At 74.1% G+C, this 16,156-nt stretch carries 14 protein-coding genes; 8 read left to right on the forward strand and 6 right to left on the reverse strand.

The window, feature by feature from the left end:
- Positions 1-109 precede the first annotated feature (109 nt).
- The 8 genes from AB0950_RS18945 (at position 110) to AB0950_RS18980 (ending at position 7,656) form a co-directional block, all read left to right on the forward strand.
- Positions 110-2,824 carry a SpoIIE family protein phosphatase gene (locus AB0950_RS18945; protein WP_360158576.1) on the forward strand — a complete coding sequence of 905 codons (2,715 nt, stop codon included), beginning with the start codon at positions 110-112 and terminating at the stop codon, positions 2,822-2,824.
- 212 nt (positions 2,825-3,036) lie between these two features.
- On the forward strand, positions 3,037-4,179 hold the full coding sequence (locus AB0950_RS18950) for an extracellular solute-binding protein (protein ID WP_366779000.1): 1,143 nt from the start codon (positions 3,037-3,039) through the stop codon (positions 4,177-4,179).
- Positions 4,180-4,278: 99 nt separating this feature from the next.
- The gene (locus AB0950_RS18955; protein WP_360158582.1) at positions 4,279-4,839 is read left to right on the forward strand and encodes a quercetin 2,3-dioxygenase; all 561 of its coding nucleotides are present in this window, start codon (positions 4,279-4,281) and stop codon (positions 4,837-4,839) included.
- A gap of 6 nt (positions 4,840-4,845) precedes the next feature.
- Positions 4,846-4,992, forward strand: coding sequence for a DUF1427 family protein (locus tag AB0950_RS18960; RefSeq protein WP_360158585.1), 147 nt, complete (start codon positions 4,846-4,848; stop codon positions 4,990-4,992).
- Positions 4,989-5,276 (forward strand): DUF1427 family protein, encoded by a 288-nt coding sequence (locus AB0950_RS18965; protein WP_360158588.1) that lies wholly within the window; start codon positions 4,989-4,991, stop codon positions 5,274-5,276. The genes AB0950_RS18960 and AB0950_RS18965 overlap by 4 nt, the downstream gene beginning before the upstream one ends.
- Positions 5,260-6,231 carry an amidohydrolase family protein gene (locus tag AB0950_RS18970; protein WP_366779001.1) on the forward strand — a complete coding sequence of 324 codons (972 nt, stop codon included), beginning with the start codon at positions 5,260-5,262 and terminating at the stop codon, positions 6,229-6,231. The genes AB0950_RS18965 and AB0950_RS18970 overlap by 17 nt, the downstream gene beginning before the upstream one ends.
- Before the next feature lie 19 nt (positions 6,232-6,250).
- Positions 6,251-7,141, forward strand: coding sequence for an alpha/beta hydrolase (locus AB0950_RS18975; RefSeq protein ID WP_366779002.1), 891 nt, complete (start codon positions 6,251-6,253; stop codon positions 7,139-7,141).
- A gap of 71 nt (positions 7,142-7,212) precedes the next feature.
- The gene (locus tag AB0950_RS18980) at positions 7,213-7,656 is read left to right on the forward strand and encodes a MarR family transcriptional regulator (protein ID WP_360572120.1); all 444 of its coding nucleotides are present in this window, start codon (positions 7,213-7,215) and stop codon (positions 7,654-7,656) included.
- 67 nt (positions 7,657-7,723) lie between these two features.
- On the opposite strand, the gene AB0950_RS18985 is transcribed toward AB0950_RS18980, so the two are convergent.
- Genes AB0950_RS18985 through AB0950_RS19010 form a run of 6 tightly spaced genes read right to left on the reverse strand, consistent with a single transcriptional unit; the run spans position 7,724 to position 16,054 of the window.
- Positions 7,724-9,439, reverse strand: coding sequence for a class I adenylate-forming enzyme family protein (locus AB0950_RS18985; RefSeq protein ID WP_366779003.1), 1,716 nt, complete (start codon positions 9,437-9,439; stop codon positions 7,724-7,726).
- Positions 9,440-9,464: 25 nt separating this feature from the next.
- Positions 9,465-11,252 carry a CoA transferase gene (locus AB0950_RS18990; RefSeq protein WP_366779004.1) on the reverse strand — a complete coding sequence of 596 codons (1,788 nt, stop codon included), beginning with the start codon at positions 11,250-11,252 and terminating at the stop codon, positions 9,465-9,467.
- On the reverse strand, positions 11,249-12,100 hold the full coding sequence (locus tag AB0950_RS18995; RefSeq protein ID WP_366779005.1) for a class I SAM-dependent methyltransferase: 852 nt from the start codon (positions 12,098-12,100) through the stop codon (positions 11,249-11,251). The genes AB0950_RS18990 and AB0950_RS18995 overlap by 4 nt, the downstream gene beginning before the upstream one ends.
- 45 nt (positions 12,101-12,145) lie before the next feature.
- Positions 12,146-13,729 (reverse strand): class I adenylate-forming enzyme family protein, encoded by a 1,584-nt coding sequence (locus AB0950_RS19000; protein WP_366779006.1) that lies wholly within the window; start codon positions 13,727-13,729, stop codon positions 12,146-12,148.
- Complete coding sequence (locus AB0950_RS19005) at positions 13,716-15,083, reverse strand: FAD-dependent oxidoreductase (RefSeq protein ID WP_360572130.1); 1,368 nt, start codon at positions 15,081-15,083, stop codon at positions 13,716-13,718. Before AB0950_RS19005 ends, AB0950_RS19000 begins: the two co-directional genes overlap by 14 nt.
- Positions 15,080-16,054, reverse strand: coding sequence for a UbiA family prenyltransferase (locus AB0950_RS19010; protein WP_366779007.1), 975 nt, complete (start codon positions 16,052-16,054; stop codon positions 15,080-15,082). Before AB0950_RS19010 ends, AB0950_RS19005 begins: the two co-directional genes overlap by 4 nt.
- Between the last annotated feature and the right edge of the window lie 102 nt (positions 16,055-16,156).

The raw sequence follows: 16,156 nt of genomic DNA on the forward strand, positions 1-16,156 counted from the left end.
GTGTATGGGTGTAGTTTCGGGTCAATCCGGGCGCGATGCGCCTGGTGCGTCCGGGCGCGCTGTCGGGCCGGATCGGCGGCGGGGTGAGGCGTGGCGGTCGCTGCTGAGCGTGCGCAGCCTCGCCGGCCAGGTCTTTCTCCTGCAGCTGGCGGTCGTGGCCCTGCTCGTCGGCGCCGCCCTGTCGGTCCTGGTGGTACAGGCTCAGCGGGACATCATGGCGGACGCCCGGACCCGGACACTCGCCACTGCGCAGACCTTCGCCCACTCGCCGGGAATCGTGGCGGCACTGCACAGCGCGCACCCGACCGAGGTGCTGCAGCCGCATGCCCAGGCGGCCCGGAAGGCCGCGGGCGTCGACGCCATCATCGTGTACGGACTGAACGGGATCACCCTCACCCACAGCGACCCCCACCAGGTCGGCAAACGGGTCATCGGGCCTTACGCACAGGCGGCGAGCGGCAAGCCGTTCACGAGCACCTTCCAGGGCACCCTGGGGCTGTCCGTGGTCTCGGCGGTCCCCGTCAAGGATCCTGACGGCTCGGTCATCGGCATCGTCTCCGTCCCCGTCACGGTCGAGAAGGTGCAGCACAGGGTGAACCGGCAGTTGCCCGTCCTCTTCGGAGGCGCCGCCACGGCCCTTGCCGTCGCGGCGGGCGGGTCGGCCGTGGTGAGCCGCCGGCTGCGGCGGCAGACCCATGGCCTGGGGCCGGTGGAGATGACCCGGATGTACGAGCACCACGACGCGGTTCTGCACGCCGTGCGGGAAGGAGTGCTGATCGTCGGCGGTGACGGCCGGCTGCTGCTGGCCAACGACGAGGCGCGGCGGCTGCTGGGCCTCCCGGCAGAGGTGGAGGGGCGGCGCGTCACCGATCTGGGGCTGGCGGAGAACCTCGCCGCGATCCTGGCCTCCGACCGTCCCGCCACCGACCAGGTGTACCGGGCGGGCGACCGGCTGCTCGCGCTCAACAAGCGGCTCACCGCGCCTCACGGACCGGGCGGCAGCGTGGTGACGCTGCGGGACACCACCGAGCTCCAGGCGCTCACCGGCCGCGCGGAGGTGGCGCGCGAACGGCTGAAGTCGCTCTACGACGCCGGGCTGCGGATCGGCACCACGCTCGATGTGAAGCGGACGGCCGAGGAACTGACCGAGGTGGCGGTCCCCCGGTTCGCCGACATCGTCACCGTCGAGCTGCTGGACCAGGTCCTGCGCGGCGAGGAGGCCTCCGCTGCCACCGTCCCGATCACCGAGCTGCGCCGCATCGCCGCCTCCGGCCTGGACGCGGGCCGGCCCCTGTACTCGGTCGGCGAACGGATCCGGTTCGTCCCGGAACACCCTGTCACCACGGCGATGACCGAAGGCCGACCGGTCCGGGCCGGTGACCTGAGCGTCTGCGAGGGCTGGCTGGCCCAGCACCCCGAACGCGCCCGGCGGATCCTCGACCGGGGCATCCACTCGCTGCTCGTGGTCCCCCTGCGGGCCCGCGGCGTGGTGCTGGGCGTCGTGGACTTCTGGCGCGCCGACGGCTCCCCGCCGTTCGAGGACGACGACGTGTCCTTCGCCGAGGAGCTGACCGCGCGGGCGGCACTGTGCATCGACAACGCCCGCCGGTACACCCGTGAGCACGCCATGGCCGCCACCCTGCAGCACAGCCTGCTGCCCCGCGCGCTGCCCGAGCAGTCCGCCCTCGACGTGGCCTACCGCTATCTGCCGGCCCGGTCCGGGGTGGGCGGGGACTGGTTCGACGTCATCCCGCTGTCCGGCACCAGGGTGGCGCTGGTCGTGGGCGATGTCGTCGGCCACGGTCTGCATGCCGCGGCGACCATGGGCCGGCTGCGCACCGCCGTACACAACTTCTCCAGTCTGGACCTGCCGGTGGAGGAGCTGCTGGCTCGGCTGGACGAGCTGGTGGCCCAGATCGACACCGAGGAGATCGCTCCCGCGGAGGACGGACAGGGCACGATCACCGGGGCGACCTGCCAGTACGCCGTCTACGACCCCACCTCCGGGCAGCTGGCCCTCGCCACCGCCGGCCATCCTGGACCGGCGATCGTCCGGCCCGACGGAACCGTCGACTTCCCCCAGCTGCCCGTCTCCCCGCCGCTGGGACTCGGTGCCGGCCTTCCGGTCGAGACCGCCGAACTCAGCGTGCCCGAGGGTTCCCGGCTGGTGCTGTTCACCGACGGCCTGATCGAGGACCGCAGCCGCGACCTGGACGCCGGCCTGGAGTCCCTGCGCGAGGCTCTGTCAGGGCCCGAGCGCACCCCGGAGGCCACCTGCGCGGCGGTGATGGAGGCCATGCTGTCCGACCGGCCCAGGGATGACATCGCGCTCCTGGTGGCCCGCACCTGCCGCCTCGGAACGGCGCAGATGGCCGAGTGGGACGTGCCCCGCGACCCGGCGGCGGTGGCCCCGGTACGCAGCGCCTGCGCCCGCCGGCTGACCGAGTGGGGCCTGGAGCACGTCGTCTTCACCGCCGAACTCATCCTCAGCGAACTGATCACCAACGCGATCCGCTACGCCACCGAGCCCATCACCGTCCGGCTGCTGCGCACGGCGTCGTCCGACGGCCCCGCCGCGGGCACCCTGATCTTCGAGGTCTGCGACGGCAGCAGCACCTCGCCGCGGCTGCGCCGGGCGAAGGCCACCGACGAGGGCGGCCGCGGCCTCTTCCTGGTCGCCCAGTTCGCCCAACGCTGGGGCACCCGCTACACCCCCATCGGCAAGGTCATCTGGGCCGAACAGTCCCTCCGCGACGTCGCCACGCCGGAAGCGGAGGGACTCGGCGACGTCCTGCTCGACCAGTGGGACGACACGGCGCTGTGAGAAGGACACGGCCGTGGAGGGATGGCCAGGGAGTATTCCGCCCAGCAAACACGCTGATCGCAGGCCCCCCGGGCTGGCATCCGCCATCGAGGCTGCCGGGTACTCTGGCGTCGATGACCACTTGGTCGACGCAGGAGACCCACGGACGCCAGGAGGCACGACGCAGGGCCCGCCGCTTCGGGCCGGCCGCGTGCCCCTCCCCGGGAGCAGTCGTGACCACATCCCGTGCCCGAGCAGGGATCGCTCTCGCCTGCTCCGCTCTCGTGGCGCTGGGCCTGAGCGCCTGCGAGCACGCACCGCCCGCCAAGCCCCAGAAGCCGTCGACGGCCACCTCCGCAGCGAACGCCGGCGGCATGCGCGCACTGACCGCCGCGGCGAGACACGAGGGCAGGCTCACAGCGATCGCGCTGCCACACGACTGGGCGAACTACGGCGGCCTGATCCAGGGCTTCGAGAAGAAGTACGGGATCAAGGTCACCGTCGAGGATCCGCAGGGCCACAGCGAGGACGAGATCGACGCGCTGAGGAAGAGCGGGAACAAGCCGACAGCCCCCGACGTCGTCGACGTGGGCGACACGTTCGCGCGGAGCGCGGCGCAGCAGAACCTGCTCGCGCCGTACAAGGTCGCCGACTACGACTCGATCCCCGAGAGCCAGAAGGACTCCGAGGCCCGCTGGTCCAACAACTACGGCGGCTACATCTCCATCGGCTGTGACGCCAACCGGGTGAAGACCTGTCCGCAGACCTTCGCCGATCTGCTGAAGCCCGCTTACAGGGGCAAGGTCGCGCTCGAAGGCGACCCGCGCCGGTCGGCCACCGCCTTCGACAGCGTGTACGCCGCCGCGCTGGCCAACAACGGGTCGTTCGACAACATCCAGCCCGGCCTCGACTTCTTCGCCGAGCTCAAGAAGATCGGCAACTTCAACCCCCTCAGCTCCAGCACGACGTCGGTCGTGGACGGCCGTACCCCCATCAGCATCAACTGGGACTACATCAACCTCCACTACGCCGACCAGCTCGGCCGCAAGGGCGTCGACTGGCAGGTCGCGATCCCCTTCGACGGCAGCTTCGCCCAGTACTTCGCCTTGGCCGTCAACAAGTACGCCCCGCACCCGGCGGCCGCCCGCCTGTGGCTGGAGTACCTCTTCAGCCCGGAGGGCCAGAACCTCCGGCTGCGCGGCTACGCCCGTCCGGTGCTCATGGAGGTCATGCGGCAGAACGGCACCCTCGACACGGCCGCGGCCGCACGACTGCCGACCGTCGAGGGAACGCCGCAGTTCCCGACGGACGCACAGCTGGAGAAGGCGAGGAACACGGTCGACCAGGGCTGGGCGAAGACCATGTCGAAGCGGTAGCGCTCCCGAAGCGCCACGCATCACGCCCGGCGCGGTCTCGCGCCACTCCTTCAATGTCAGGTAGCCTGACATAACTGTCGAGGAAGTCGGAGGCTCCGCATGACCATCGAGTACGCCACCCAGTACCGCACCCGCTCGCACATCCCGCCGGAGCCGGGCAAGCCGTACTTCGTCGAGAAGGGCCAGGGCGACCGGGCCCACCTTTTCGGTGACCTCTTCACGATCTACGCCGGCGGCGAGCAGACGGAGAACACCTTCAACTTCTTCACCTGCGAGGGCCCCAAGGGCGACATCATCCCGGCGCACTCCCACCCCGACACCTACGAGGTCTTCTACGTCACCCAAGGCGCGGTACGCCTCTTCGTGGAGGACCTGCAGGGCGAGCAGTACGAGAAGCTGCTCACCCCCGGCGACTTCGGCTTCGTGCCGAAGAACTGCCCCCACGCCTACCGGATGGAACGGCACCACACCCAGATCGTCGGAGTGGCCGCAGGGCCGGGCGGCACGTTCGAGCGGTTCTTCGAGAACCTGGGCACGCCGACCGACGAACTCACCCTGCCCGTACAGCCGTTCGTGCCCGCACCGGGGAAGTTCGCCACCGTGCCCGCCGAGTACGACGTGCGTTTCCTCGCCGACCACAAGTGGCGCACCGAAGGCTGACCGCCCATGGCCTACCTCAAGGCACTGCTGGCCGGCGTGCTGGTGGGCGTGCTGTACGTGGCGGTGCGGGTGAAGTCGCCGGCGCCGCCGCCGATCGCCCTGTTCGGACTGCTCGGCATGGTGCTGGGCCAGATGCTCCCGGCGGTGCTGTGAACGACCGCCCGGCCAGGACTCTCGCCTTCCTGCGCGCCGCCGCGCTGTCCTTCGCCGCGGGCCTGCTGATGGGCGCCGTCTACTGGGCCCTGGACATCCGCTCACCGGCTCCTCCCCTGCTGGGGCTGACCGGACTGTTCGGCATCGTCCTCGGCGAGCGCGCCGCCTCGGCGATCCGCTCTCGCGCGGGCGGCCGCGCCAGGCCGTCACGGTCCGCACCTTCCGCAGCAGGCCGCCGTCCCCTCCCACCGCACGAGGAGTACGACCATGACCGCACCCTCTGACGACGCCGGGCTCATCGACGTCCACGCCCACTTCGTCACCGACTCCTACATCCGCCAGGCCCGGGCCGCCGGCCACGACAAGCCCGACGGCATGCCTGCCTGGCCGGCCTGGTCCGCCGAGGCCCACCTGGAGATGATGGACCGCAGCGGCATCGACACGGCCCTGCTGTCGGTGTCGTCGCCGGGAGTCTTCTTCGGCGACGCCGAAGCCGCCCGGCGCCTGGCCCGAGAGGTCAACGAGGACGGTGCCGGCATCGTGCGCGCGCACCCGGGCCGCTTCGGGCTGTTCGCCTCACTGCCGCTGCCGGACGTCGACCGAGCCCTCACGGAGATCGCGTACGCCTTCGACGTGCTCGGCGCGGACGGTGTCGTACTGGAGACGAACACCGACGGCGTGTACCTCGGCGATGAGCGCCTCCAGCCGGTCTTCGCGGAGCTGGCGCGGCGCAAGGCCGTCGTCCTGCTGCACCCCACCTCACCGGTGTGCTGGCAGCAGACGGCCCTGGGCCGCCCGCGCCCCATGGTGGAGTTCATCTTCGACACCGCGCGCACGGTGACCGACCTGCTGTTCGCCAAGACGCTGGAACGCCACCCGGAACTGAAGGTCGTCGTGCCCCACTGCGGCGGTGCGCTGCCCGTACTGGCCGACCGGATCAACGGGTTCCTCAAGCTGTTCACACCGGCCGAGCAGGACGTCCCAGACGCCGTCGCCCAACTACGGTGCCTCTATTACGACTTGGCCGGGCCGGCCTTCCCCCGCCAGGTTCCCGCCCTGCTGGGCCTCGCCGATCCCGAGCGCCTGCTCTACGGCAGTGACTACTGCTGGACGCCGGCCCCCGCCGCCGAGGCGCACGCCGCGGCCTTCACCGATGCTCCCGCGCCCGTCGAGGGCACGACATGGCGGTCGCTCACCACCGCCAACGCGCGCGCCCTGTTCCCCCGCCTCACCCGCTGACCTCGTACCGGAGTCTCCCATGTCCCTGCCGGAAGCCTTCCCGGCGGAGTTGCTCGCCCCGCCCGACCCGGCCGCTCTGCCCCTGCCCCGCGCCACGCCGGGAGTACGGCATCTGCGCGGTGTCGTCTACGCCGTGCGCGAGGGCAGCCGCCCCCTGGAGATGGATCTCTGGCTGCCCGCACAGGCGCCGGGCCCTGTGCCGGTGATCGTCTTCGTGCACGGGGGCGCCTGGCGCACGGGACTGCGCGACGATCTCGGCCCCCGCTTCCGTCACTGGCAGCCGGGCCCCTTCGCCCGTCTGATCCGAGCGGGGTTCGCCGTCGCCTCCCCCGACTACCGGCTCAGTGGTGAGGTCACCCACCCCGGCCAACTGCGAGACCTCCGGGCCGCGGTGGCCTGGCTGCGCACCAGGTCCGCAGAACTGGCTCTGGACGCGGACCGCACCGTCCTGTGGGGCGAGTCGGCCGGCGGGCATCTCGCGGCCCTCCTCGCCCTCACGGCCGACGCTGTCCCGGCACGCGGCTGCGTCACCTGGTACGCGCCGACCGACCTGACCCACCTAGCCGAGGACCAGCCGGCCGGGGGCTACGACCCGACCGACCCCGGCACCTTCGAGGCCCTGCTGATCGGCGGCGCGCTCACCGACCTTCCCGACCGCGCCCGGGACGCCAGTCCCGTCAGCCACGTGACATCGGGCGCACCGCCCTTCCTCGTCCTGCACGGCACCCACGACGTGATCGTCCCTTACGCCCAGGGCGGCCGTCTCGTCTCCGCCTTGCGCGGCGCCGGTGCGCACGCCGAACTCGTCCCCGTGCAGGGCGGCGATCACCTCTGGGTGGGAATACCGGACGACGAGGTGGAACGGTGCTTCACCGCGAGCCTCGACTTCGCCGTGCGGTGCGTCCGCTGAAGGCACCGCACGGGGCACCGGGTACGACGGCAGGGATAATCCCGCCTGTCACCGACCCCCTTGAAGGAGCCATGAGCCACCGCACGGCCAATCTGCCCCAGCTGTTCGCCGAATCCCGGCGCTGGTTCGAAGAGGCCCTCTTCGCCAGTATGGAAGCGGCGGGCGAGCAGCCGGTCACCTCCACCCAGGCGTCGGTGTTCGCGCTGCTCGACCCGGAGGGAACGACCGTGTCGGAACTCGCCCGCCGTATCGGCGTCACCCGGCAGACGGCCCATCAGGTGGTCCACGCCCTGATCGGCATGGGCCTGCTCGAACAGGTCCCCGACCCGGACTCGGCACGCAGGATCCTCATCCGCACCACGACCGAGGGCCGGCGGGTCCACGAGCGGGCGCAGGCCACCATAGCCGTCATCGAGTCGGTCCTCGCCGACCGCATCGGCCGCCCGGCCGTCGACGCGCTGCGGCAGACCCTCACTGCCGACTGGGGCGAGCCCCCACTCGTCGCCGCGCCCTGACCGCAGGCGCCTTCACCCGTCTCCGGCCCGGGCCTCATGCCACCGCGCTCGGTGTGTCAGCGCGCGATCACCTGCCGCCGTCCGGTCCAGGGCCCTGCCCGTCAGTGCGCGCCGGCCGTGCCCGCACCGCGTGCTGCCGTGCCCGGTCCGCGAGGGTTCGATGGCAGATCTTGCCGGTGGGGCCGAGCGGCATCTGGTCGACCAGGAGCAGCAGTTCGGGGAGTTTGCGCCGGGACAGGCTGCGGGTGAGCAGGTGGGCGGTGAGGGCGGACAGGGTGGGTGCGGGGGTGCCGGGGGCCGGGCGGACGCAGGCGCACACGCGTTCACCCAGGTCCGGGTCGGGTACGGGGACGCAGACCGCCTCGGCCACCGCGGGATGGGTGCCGAGTTCGCGTTCTACCTCGGCGAGACTGATGTTGAGACCGCCGCGCACCGCGATGCGCTTGAGCCGGTCCAGCACGTGCAGCCGTCCGTGCTCGTCCAGCAGGCCCAGGTCGCCGGTGCGCACCCAGCCGTCAGCGGTGCGGTAACGGGCGTCCAGTTCAGGGGCGTTGACGTAGCACATCGGGGTCATGGGGCCTCTGGCCTCGATCTGGCCCGCCTGCCCGGTCGGCAGCGGGGTGCCGTCGGGCCCGGTGATCCGGATGCGGGCGACCGAGGGGTCGGGGGTGCCGGTGCTGCCCTCCGGTGGGCGGCTTTCGCCCGCGGTGTGGCAGTTGACGCCGTCCGAGGAGCCGTAGACGGTCACCACCGGCCGGGCGAACCGCCGGCGGCAGGCCTCGGCCGTGGCCTCGGGCAGCGCCGCGCCGCTGGAGACGACGGCGCGCAGCGAGGAGGTGTCCTCTCCGGGGCGGGGCGGCAGGTCGGCGATGCGGCGGAGCATGGTGGGCACCGCGAAGAGGTGGGTGGGCCGGTGATCGGCGATCAGCCGCGGTGCGCCGGCCGCGTCGAACGCCGACTGCACGATCAGGGTGCCGCCCAGGGCGGCGAGGGTGACCGGCGTGCCGAGGGAGCCGAAGGAGGAGGCCAGCGGTACGAGGACCAGGTGGCGGGGCGGCACCGAGGGGTCCGGGTGGAGGGCGCGGACGTAGCGGGCCCGGCCGCCGGCCAGGGCGTGATGGCTGTAGGCGACCATCTTGGGTTCGGCCTCCGAACCCGAGGACACCAGGATGCGTGCGGGGCCGTACGGATCGACCGGCCGGCGCGGTCGCGCGGGAAAGGGCCCGGGGTGTGGGGGGTGCAGACCCGGGGTCCGGTCGTCACCGGGGCCGGGGACGAGCACCGTGCGCAGATGAGGCAGGTTCGCGACTGCCTCGGCCTCCTGCGGTGCGGTGAGGACGACGCCGGCGGCCCGGGAGCGGGTGAGCAGGGCCCGCAGGTCCCGGTCGTCGCCGCCCGGAGGCAGCGGGAGGGCCGCCGCGCCGAGCGCGTAGAGGGCGAGTTCGGCGGCCACGGCGTCGCGTCCGTTGGGCAGCCGCACCGCGACGACGTCCCCGGCCACCAGTCCCGCCCGGTCGAACGCGGCGGCGACACGGCGCACTTCGGCGGCGAGGTCCGCGTACGACAGCACCCCGGCGTCGTCCACCAGCGCGTCCCGGCGCGGGTGTGCCCGGACCTGGGCGGTGAACAGGGTGTACAGATCGGTGTCCGGGCACAGGCCGGCCCTCACCCAGGCGCGGCGCCGGTCCCGTGGCACGAGGTCGGGGAAGGGGATTCCGGCACACGAGGTCCACACCGGCGGCACGGCACGTCCGGCCTCCGTGGCGGCCGGGGCGGTGGTCATGCGAACTCCTCCGACGAGGCGGTGGTCAAGCGAACTCCCAAGGAGGCGCCGGACGGGCGTAGCCCGTGGCCGGGTCCGGCGGCAGGACGGCGGTCCGGAAGGCGGGATTGTGCGCCAGGCCGGTCAGGTCGGTCAGCACGGGTGTCGCCGTCAGGCCCGCCTCGGCCAGCCGCGCCAGCCACTGGCCGGTCGTACGGCGGGCGAGGCGGGCCGCCGCGTCCGCCGGGAACGCGGGGTCGGCGCCGTCCAGCAGGCGGCACACCGACTCCGGGTCCCGCCGGGCGCCGGGGCCGAGGTACAGGTGGCCGTCGGCGGTGCGCAGCGGCCGGTTCAGCGGCGTCCAGTGGACCCGGTGCGCGGGGCGGGGCACCAGGACGCCCGCGGAGAGCAGGGAGGACCGGACATGGCTCCCCCGGCCGGTCGCCTCGCGGAGCGCGAGCGCCGCCACCACGCCCTGGGCGCACAGCAGTCCGCCGAGCACGTCGGTGAGGGTCATCAGGGAGGGCGCCGGGGGTTCGTCGGCGGGCCGCACCGCGGCAGCGAGGCCGCTGTGCACCTGGGCGAGGTAGTCGGTGCCCACGGGAGGCCGGGCGCCGCAGGCGTCGCCGAAGCCGGACGCCTCCGCGTACACCAGGGACGGGCGTCCGGCGAGCAGGTCGGCTGCGGCCAGGCCGAAGCGGGAGGCCTTTCCTGGCGCCCAGTTGTGCAGGAACACGTCGGCGTCGGCGGCCAGGGCGCGGACGGTGTCGCGGCCCTGAGTGGTCGTCAGATCTGCCTCGATGACGGGCTTATGGGCGTTGAGCGCCAGGAAGCGGGCCGAGCACTCCCCCGCCAGCGGGGGGAGCCAGCGCATCGGGTCACCGCCGGGCGGCTCGACCCGTACGACGTCGGCGCCCAGCATCCGCAGCACATGCCCGGCGAGCGGCCCCTGCACCCGGCGGGTGGACTCCACCACGCGCAGTCCCGCCAGGGGCAGGACGGTGTCCGGGGTGGTGGTGCGCGGGGCGGGCAGGCGGTGCGCCCGGGCCGGCGTCGGGCCCGGGGTCAGTTCCCATGGAGCCGGGCGCACGGCGGGGGCCGGGTCATTGTCTACGACGAGAAGGCTGACGCCGGCCCGGTCCGCGGCGGCGCGCAACTGCTCCGGGGTGCACCGGCGCGCGGCCTGCCGGAGGGCGTCGGGCAACGGGCAGACGGCGGTGGCGAACCGCTGCTGGAAGGGCAGCCAGCCGCGGCCCGCGAGCGCGGGGGGCGCCCCGAGCCGTACCCAGAACTCCCGCCAGGCGAAGGGGTCCAGGGTCTCGATCTCCACCCGGGTGCCGTCGCACGCCACCAGGGTCGCCAAGCCCTCCGCGCCCCTTCCGGAGGGGGCCGACGGCGGTTGCGGCAGGTCCGGTTCGGGCGGTCCGGAACCGCCGTCGGCCGTCGCGGCGGCGAGGTACTGGCCGACCGCCAGCAGCGCGCCCTGGGCCACCGAGGTCCGCACCTCGCTCAGGTCCAGGCCGCGGGCCCGGCCGACGCGCAGCGCGGTGGTGCCGAGAGCGGCCAGTGCTCCGGCGACGACCGAGGCGTAGTCCACGGCCAGCGGGACCGGGGCGCCGATGGCCCGGCCGTGGACGTGCATCACGCCGCAGGCGGCCTGCACGGCCCGCTCGTCCGGCAGGTCCGCCGTGACGGGACCGGCCCAGTCGAGGACGGGCCGCTCCGGTTCCGGTCCGGCACCGTCCGGCAGGGCCTGGGCGGTGTGCCGCAGCAGCCGTTCCGCGACCGCGGTGGCGGTGTCCGGCCGGGTCTCGGTGCCGAGCCGCGGCGTCACGGCCGCTCCCGCGCCGGGCGGCGGCCCTGCACCGAGTAGAAGACGCTGGAAGCGGCCCGGAAGGACGGGTCCCGCATCAGCCGTGCCACCCGGTCGAGTTCGTCGTCGGTCATGCCCTGTTCCTTGAGCCGGTCCCGCAGGTTGCGGGTGTGGTTCAGCTGGAGCGCCAGCCCGGGGTCCTGCGCGTGCCGTACGCCGATGTGCATCCGCACGTCCAGGTCGGTCAGCCCCGCCGCGCGCATCGCGGCCGGCGCCCGCCGTCCCCAGTGCGGGTCGCCGCCCGCGGCACGCAGGGCGGCCGTCTTCGCGTGGAGGAACCGGACGTACAGGGCCTCGGACAGCGGGTCCGGGGCGAGCAGCGGGGGTTCGTAGGAGGCGTCGATCTCGTCGATCTGCAGCAGGCCGCCGGGTTTGAGCGAGCGCACCAGCGTGCGCAGCACGGCGTCCCGGGTGGGCACGTGCTGGAGCACCAGTCGGGCCACCACCAGGTCGTACGCCGCTTCCGGGAGCGGGTCGCGGGCCACGTCCAGCGCGGCGACTTCCAGGCCCGGTCCCGGCACCAGGTCGCGGGGGTCGCGGTCGGTGGCGAGGACCGAGCCGCCCGGGAGGACCCGCTGCGCCAGCCAGCGCGCGATGCTGCCTCCGCCGGCGCCGATCTCCAGGCACCGCCAGCCGGGTCCCACACCGGCGGCGGCCAGCCGGGGCAGGGTCACCGGGTCGTACGAGGCGGCCAGGCAGCGGTGCTGGTCGCGGCTGTGCGCGGTGCCGTTGCCGAAGACCGCGCGGGTCCCGTCGGGGGCGGGGGGTGGCTGGGGCACGGTTTCCTGCGGGGGGAACGGCTGGGACACGAAAGGACTCCTCTTCCTCTCACGGACAGGGCGTCTGACGCACCGTCAGGTCCAGCGTCCCGTGCCGGTGGCCGCGGCGCCGGTGAGCCGGCGGGCGAGGGCCGTGCGGCGGACCTTGCCGGTGCCGGTGCGCGGGACGTCGTCCCAGGCGAGGACGGTGGGCGGGGGCAGCGCCGGCAGCCGTTGGGCGGCGTGTTTCCAGGCGTCCGGGTCCAGCCGGCCGTCGGCGGTGACGACGACCGGCAGCGGGGCGCCGTCCGGGTCGCGGAGGATCACGCACTCCAGGGCCTGCGGCAGCCGGTGCTCCAGCATGTCCTCGGTGTGCAGGCAGCTCATGCCGGGCAGGCGGTCGGCCTCCCGGTCCAGGACGCTGACGCTGCCGTCGCGGTGCAGCACCCCCACGTCGCCGGTGGCCCACCAGCCACCGACGTGCTTGGCGTCCCAGCGGTCCGGTTCGCCGACGTATCCCTGGGCGAGGGCCGCGGTGCGCACCAGGAGCAGGCCGGGGCGGCCGCGCGGCACCGGGTGCAGGGTGTCCGGGTCCACGACGCGCAGCCGGGTCCGGCCCGGGACGGGACGGCCGAGCCGGCGGGTGGTGGACGCGGCGTCCGGGGCGAGCGCGGAGCGCCGGGTGTGGAAGCGGAACGTCAGCGGCCCGGTCTCGGTCTGGCCCCAGCCCTGCATCCACAGCGGGCGGTCGCGGCGGCTGGCGCTCAGGTAGGCGCGAAGGACGGGCGGGTGCACGGCGTCGTAGGTGCTGATGTACAGCCGGACGCGCCGGAAGGGGTTGTCCAGCCGCGCGGTGAGCGGGCGCAGCCGGGTGTAGGTCGCGGGCAGGGCCTCGACCACGGTGGGCCGGTGCGCCCGCAGCAGCGGGTCGGCGGTGTCCGGGTCGTCGCCGGTGAGGACCAGGATCCCGGCGGGCGCGAGCGAGAGCACCACCGCCGTCCAGCAGAAGGTGCGCCCGTGGCCGTAGGCGCTGGCCGTGCACAGCACGTCGTCGCGGCGGATGCCGATGCCCGGGTAGCGCACGGCCTCGAAGCGGGCCAGTTTGTGCACGAGGGTCCGGGTGGAGTGCACGACCAGTTTGGGGACGCCGGTCGTCCCGGAGGTGTGGTGGATGACCAGGGGTTCGTCGGCGTGGCGGCGTACCGGTCCGCTCGGGCCGGAGGCGTCCAGCGCGGGGAGGTGGGCGGCGCCGGGCACGGCGGTGTCGACGGTGACGCAGACCGGCGCCGGCGGGCCGGCCGCGGCCTCGCGGCAGCGGGCCAGCACCGCGGAGGTGGTGACCAGCGCGGCCGGCCGCAGCCGGTCCAGCAGGGTGGTGAGGTCCGCGGTGTCGAGCCGGGCGGACAGCTGGGCGGGTACGGCGCCGATCCGGACGGCGGCGCAGGCCAGCAGGTCGTAGTCCCAGTGGTTGTCCTTCACCACGGCCACGCGGTCCCCGGGCCGGACCCCGGCGGCGGCGAGCCGGGCGGCGGTGGCCCGGACGAGCACGGCGAGCGAGTCGACGGTCCACCGGGTGCCGGCGTCCGGGGCGATGTCGAAGGGCCGGTCCAGGTGGAACACGGTCCGGGCACCGCCCGCCGCCGCCTCGTCGAACAGGGTCCCCATGTCATGCGGTCGCACGGCTCTCCTCCGCTCGCTCCACGGCCGGCCGGTGCCGCCCCAGCCTGCTCAGCACCCGCGAGGCGGCCAGGGCACCCGCGCGCACGGCGCCCTCGGACGCGGGGCGCAGCATCACCCAGTCCCCCGCGTACTCCACGGCCCGTGCCGGGCGGGCCAGGAAGCCGGGGCGCTCCCTCAGGGCTTGCGGGGTGGCCTCCGGCAGGCCGTGGCGGAAGGCGTGCACGAGGTGGTGGCGGCGGGCGCCGGTGATGCCCGGCACGTACCGTTCCGCCGCGCGGACGAGCACGTCGGCGGCGTCGTCGGCCGAGGCGTCCAGCAGGTCGCGGACCCGGCGCGGACCGGCCACCAGGGTGATCAGCCCGCGGCCGGCCGGGGCCCGGCCGGGATCCTTGGCGTGGTCCACGACGACCCCGGAGAGCACGTCCTCCTCGACAGCCGGGGTGAGCAGGATGTGCAGCGGGCGACGGGCCGGCGGGGCCAGCGGGCGCTCCAGCAGGTAGCTGACCTTCAGCATCGGGGTGAAAGTGCAGGCCGCGAGGAAGGGCCGCTCGTCGGCGGGGGCGTCCGGGCGGAGCGCCGCGGCGACCGGCGCCGGTACGGCCAGCACGGCGGCCCGCGCCCGGACCTCGCCGTCGTCGAGCCGCAGTACGGCGTGGTCGCCCGCGTCGGTGACCTCCCGTACGGCGCACCCGGCCTCCACATCGATGCCCTCGGCGAGCCGCCGGGCCAGGAAGTCCATGCCGTCGCGGTAGGTGCGCCAGCCGGACGGGGCGCCCGCCTCCAGCAGCAGGCTCACCAGCGGCGCGGCGGCGGAGCGTGCGGTGTCCCAGCCGAAGAAGCAGCCCGCGACCGGCTGGAGGAGGTAGTCGTGCAGGTCGGGGTGGTAGCGGGCGGCCGCCTCCCGCACGGTCGCGGCACCGAGCGGGCTGGCCTCGGGGCGGTCGCCGTCGAACCGGGTCCGGTGGCGTCCGGTCCAGGCCGAGAAGGCGGCCAGGTCCAGCCGGGCGCGGGCGGACAGGCCGGCACCGGTCAGCACGGCCGAGGGCTCGCCGACGCCGAGGCGGGCCCGTCCGCCGCGCCACACGGCCGGCACTCCGCCGACCCGGGGCACGTCCGCCGGTCCGGCGCCCAGCCGGCGCAGCAGTTCCCAGGTGGCGCGGTAACCCCGCGGGGCGATCTGCTCGGCGCCGGTGTCCACGGTCCAGCCCTCGTGGCGGACACTGCGCATCCGGCCGCCCACCTCGGGCAGTTGCTCGTACACCCGCACGGTGAGTCCGGCGCGGCGCAGTTCGTGGGCGGCGGTCAGCCCGGCGATGCCGGCGCCGACCACCGCGACGTCGAGGCCGGCCCTCATCCCGCGGCCCCCGTTCCCACCAGGACGTCGGCCACGGTCATCAGCACCACGCTCAGCCGGTGCACCGCGAAGCCGGTCCGGCGGGCCGTCATGACGTCCCCGCGGACGAACCCGGTCAGGTACTGGCGGGCGCGCAGCGCGGTCGCCGGCAGCATCAGCAGCACGAACCACCACGGGGCCACCCCGGTGGCCGAGGCGAGGGCGCCGATCAGGAACTCGGTGACCGAAAGCGCCCCGATGAACACGGCGTTGCCCCGCTCCGACACCAGGGCGGCCACGGTGGGACGGCCCACGGCCCGGTCACCGGCGACGTCGTTGGTGTTGGAGTACACCCCGAACATCAGCGGCCCGAACCCGAAGAGCACCGCCTGCACCATCAGGAACCCCGACCAGCTCCCCGTCACCAGGCCGTACGGCACGACCACCAGCACGGCGCCGAGCGCGACGAGGAACGCCTCCTGGAAACCGTGGTAGCTGATCTTCAGGCCGTACGAGTACTGCAGCGACACGGCGAACAGCGTCCCCGCCGCGACCAGCGCCCACAGCGGGCGGTGCGGTGCCAGCGCCGCGGCGCCCGCCCACAGCACCGCGCCGGCCGCCGCCGACGTCCAGGCGAACCGCAGTGCCTGAGACACCGTCAGCGTTCCGGCGACGAGGGGTTTGCGCGCCTTGCTGCGCAGCGGGTTGTCGGGGCCGTAGTTGGCGAGGTCGCTGCCGTCCCGGAAGCCGGTGACGTCGTCCAGGGCGACCATCGCCATCAGGACCGCGATCTGCCCGGCCAGGAACACCGCCAGCACCATCGCCTGCCGGGCGGTGAAGTCGCCGACCGGGAACAGGGACGCGGACAGGGCGAGGAAGATGCCGAGGTAGTAGTCGTACACGTCCAGCTTGCCGAGCCGCGCGTAGACGCGCAGCCGGCTGCCGGAGCGCGCGGCGGACGCCGGACGCCCGGCCGCGATGCTGTCCGTCATGGTTGACCTCTTTCCGTTTCTGTGCGTCGGGGTTCCGTCGGTGCGTGTCGGAGGACGCCCTTGGACACAAGCGCCGCGTGCCGTCCGCGCGTTGGGGGCGGT

Source organism: Streptomyces sp. NPDC007189 (assembly GCF_040703635.1).
Lineage (GTDB): Bacteria > Actinomycetota > Actinomycetes > Streptomycetales > Streptomycetaceae > Streptomyces.

Excerpts from the sequence above, each read along its gene's own strand:
- AB0950_RS19005 (WP_360572130.1), bottom strand. The coding sequence starts at position 15,083 with ATGAGGGCCGGCCTCGACGTCGCGGTGGTCGGCGCCGGCATCGCCGGG.
- AB0950_RS18960 (WP_360158585.1), top strand. The coding sequence starts at position 4,846 with ATGGCCTACCTCAAGGCACTGCTGGCCGGCGTGCTGGTGGGCGTGCTG.
- AB0950_RS18985 (WP_366779003.1), bottom strand. The coding sequence starts at position 9,439 with ATGACCACCGCCCCGGCCGCCACGGAGGCCGGACGTGCCGTGCCGCCG.
- AB0950_RS18970 (WP_366779001.1), top strand. The coding sequence starts at position 5,260 with ATGACCGCACCCTCTGACGACGCCGGGCTCATCGACGTCCACGCCCAC.
- AB0950_RS18975 (WP_366779002.1), top strand. The coding sequence starts at position 6,251 with ATGTCCCTGCCGGAAGCCTTCCCGGCGGAGTTGCTCGCCCCGCCCGAC.
- AB0950_RS18955 (WP_360158582.1), top strand. The coding sequence starts at position 4,279 with ATGACCATCGAGTACGCCACCCAGTACCGCACCCGCTCGCACATCCCG.
- AB0950_RS19010 (WP_366779007.1), bottom strand. The coding sequence starts at position 16,054 with ATGACGGACAGCATCGCGGCCGGGCGTCCGGCGTCCGCCGCGCGCTCC.
- AB0950_RS18980 (WP_360572120.1), top strand. The coding sequence starts at position 7,213 with ATGAGCCACCGCACGGCCAATCTGCCCCAGCTGTTCGCCGAATCCCGG.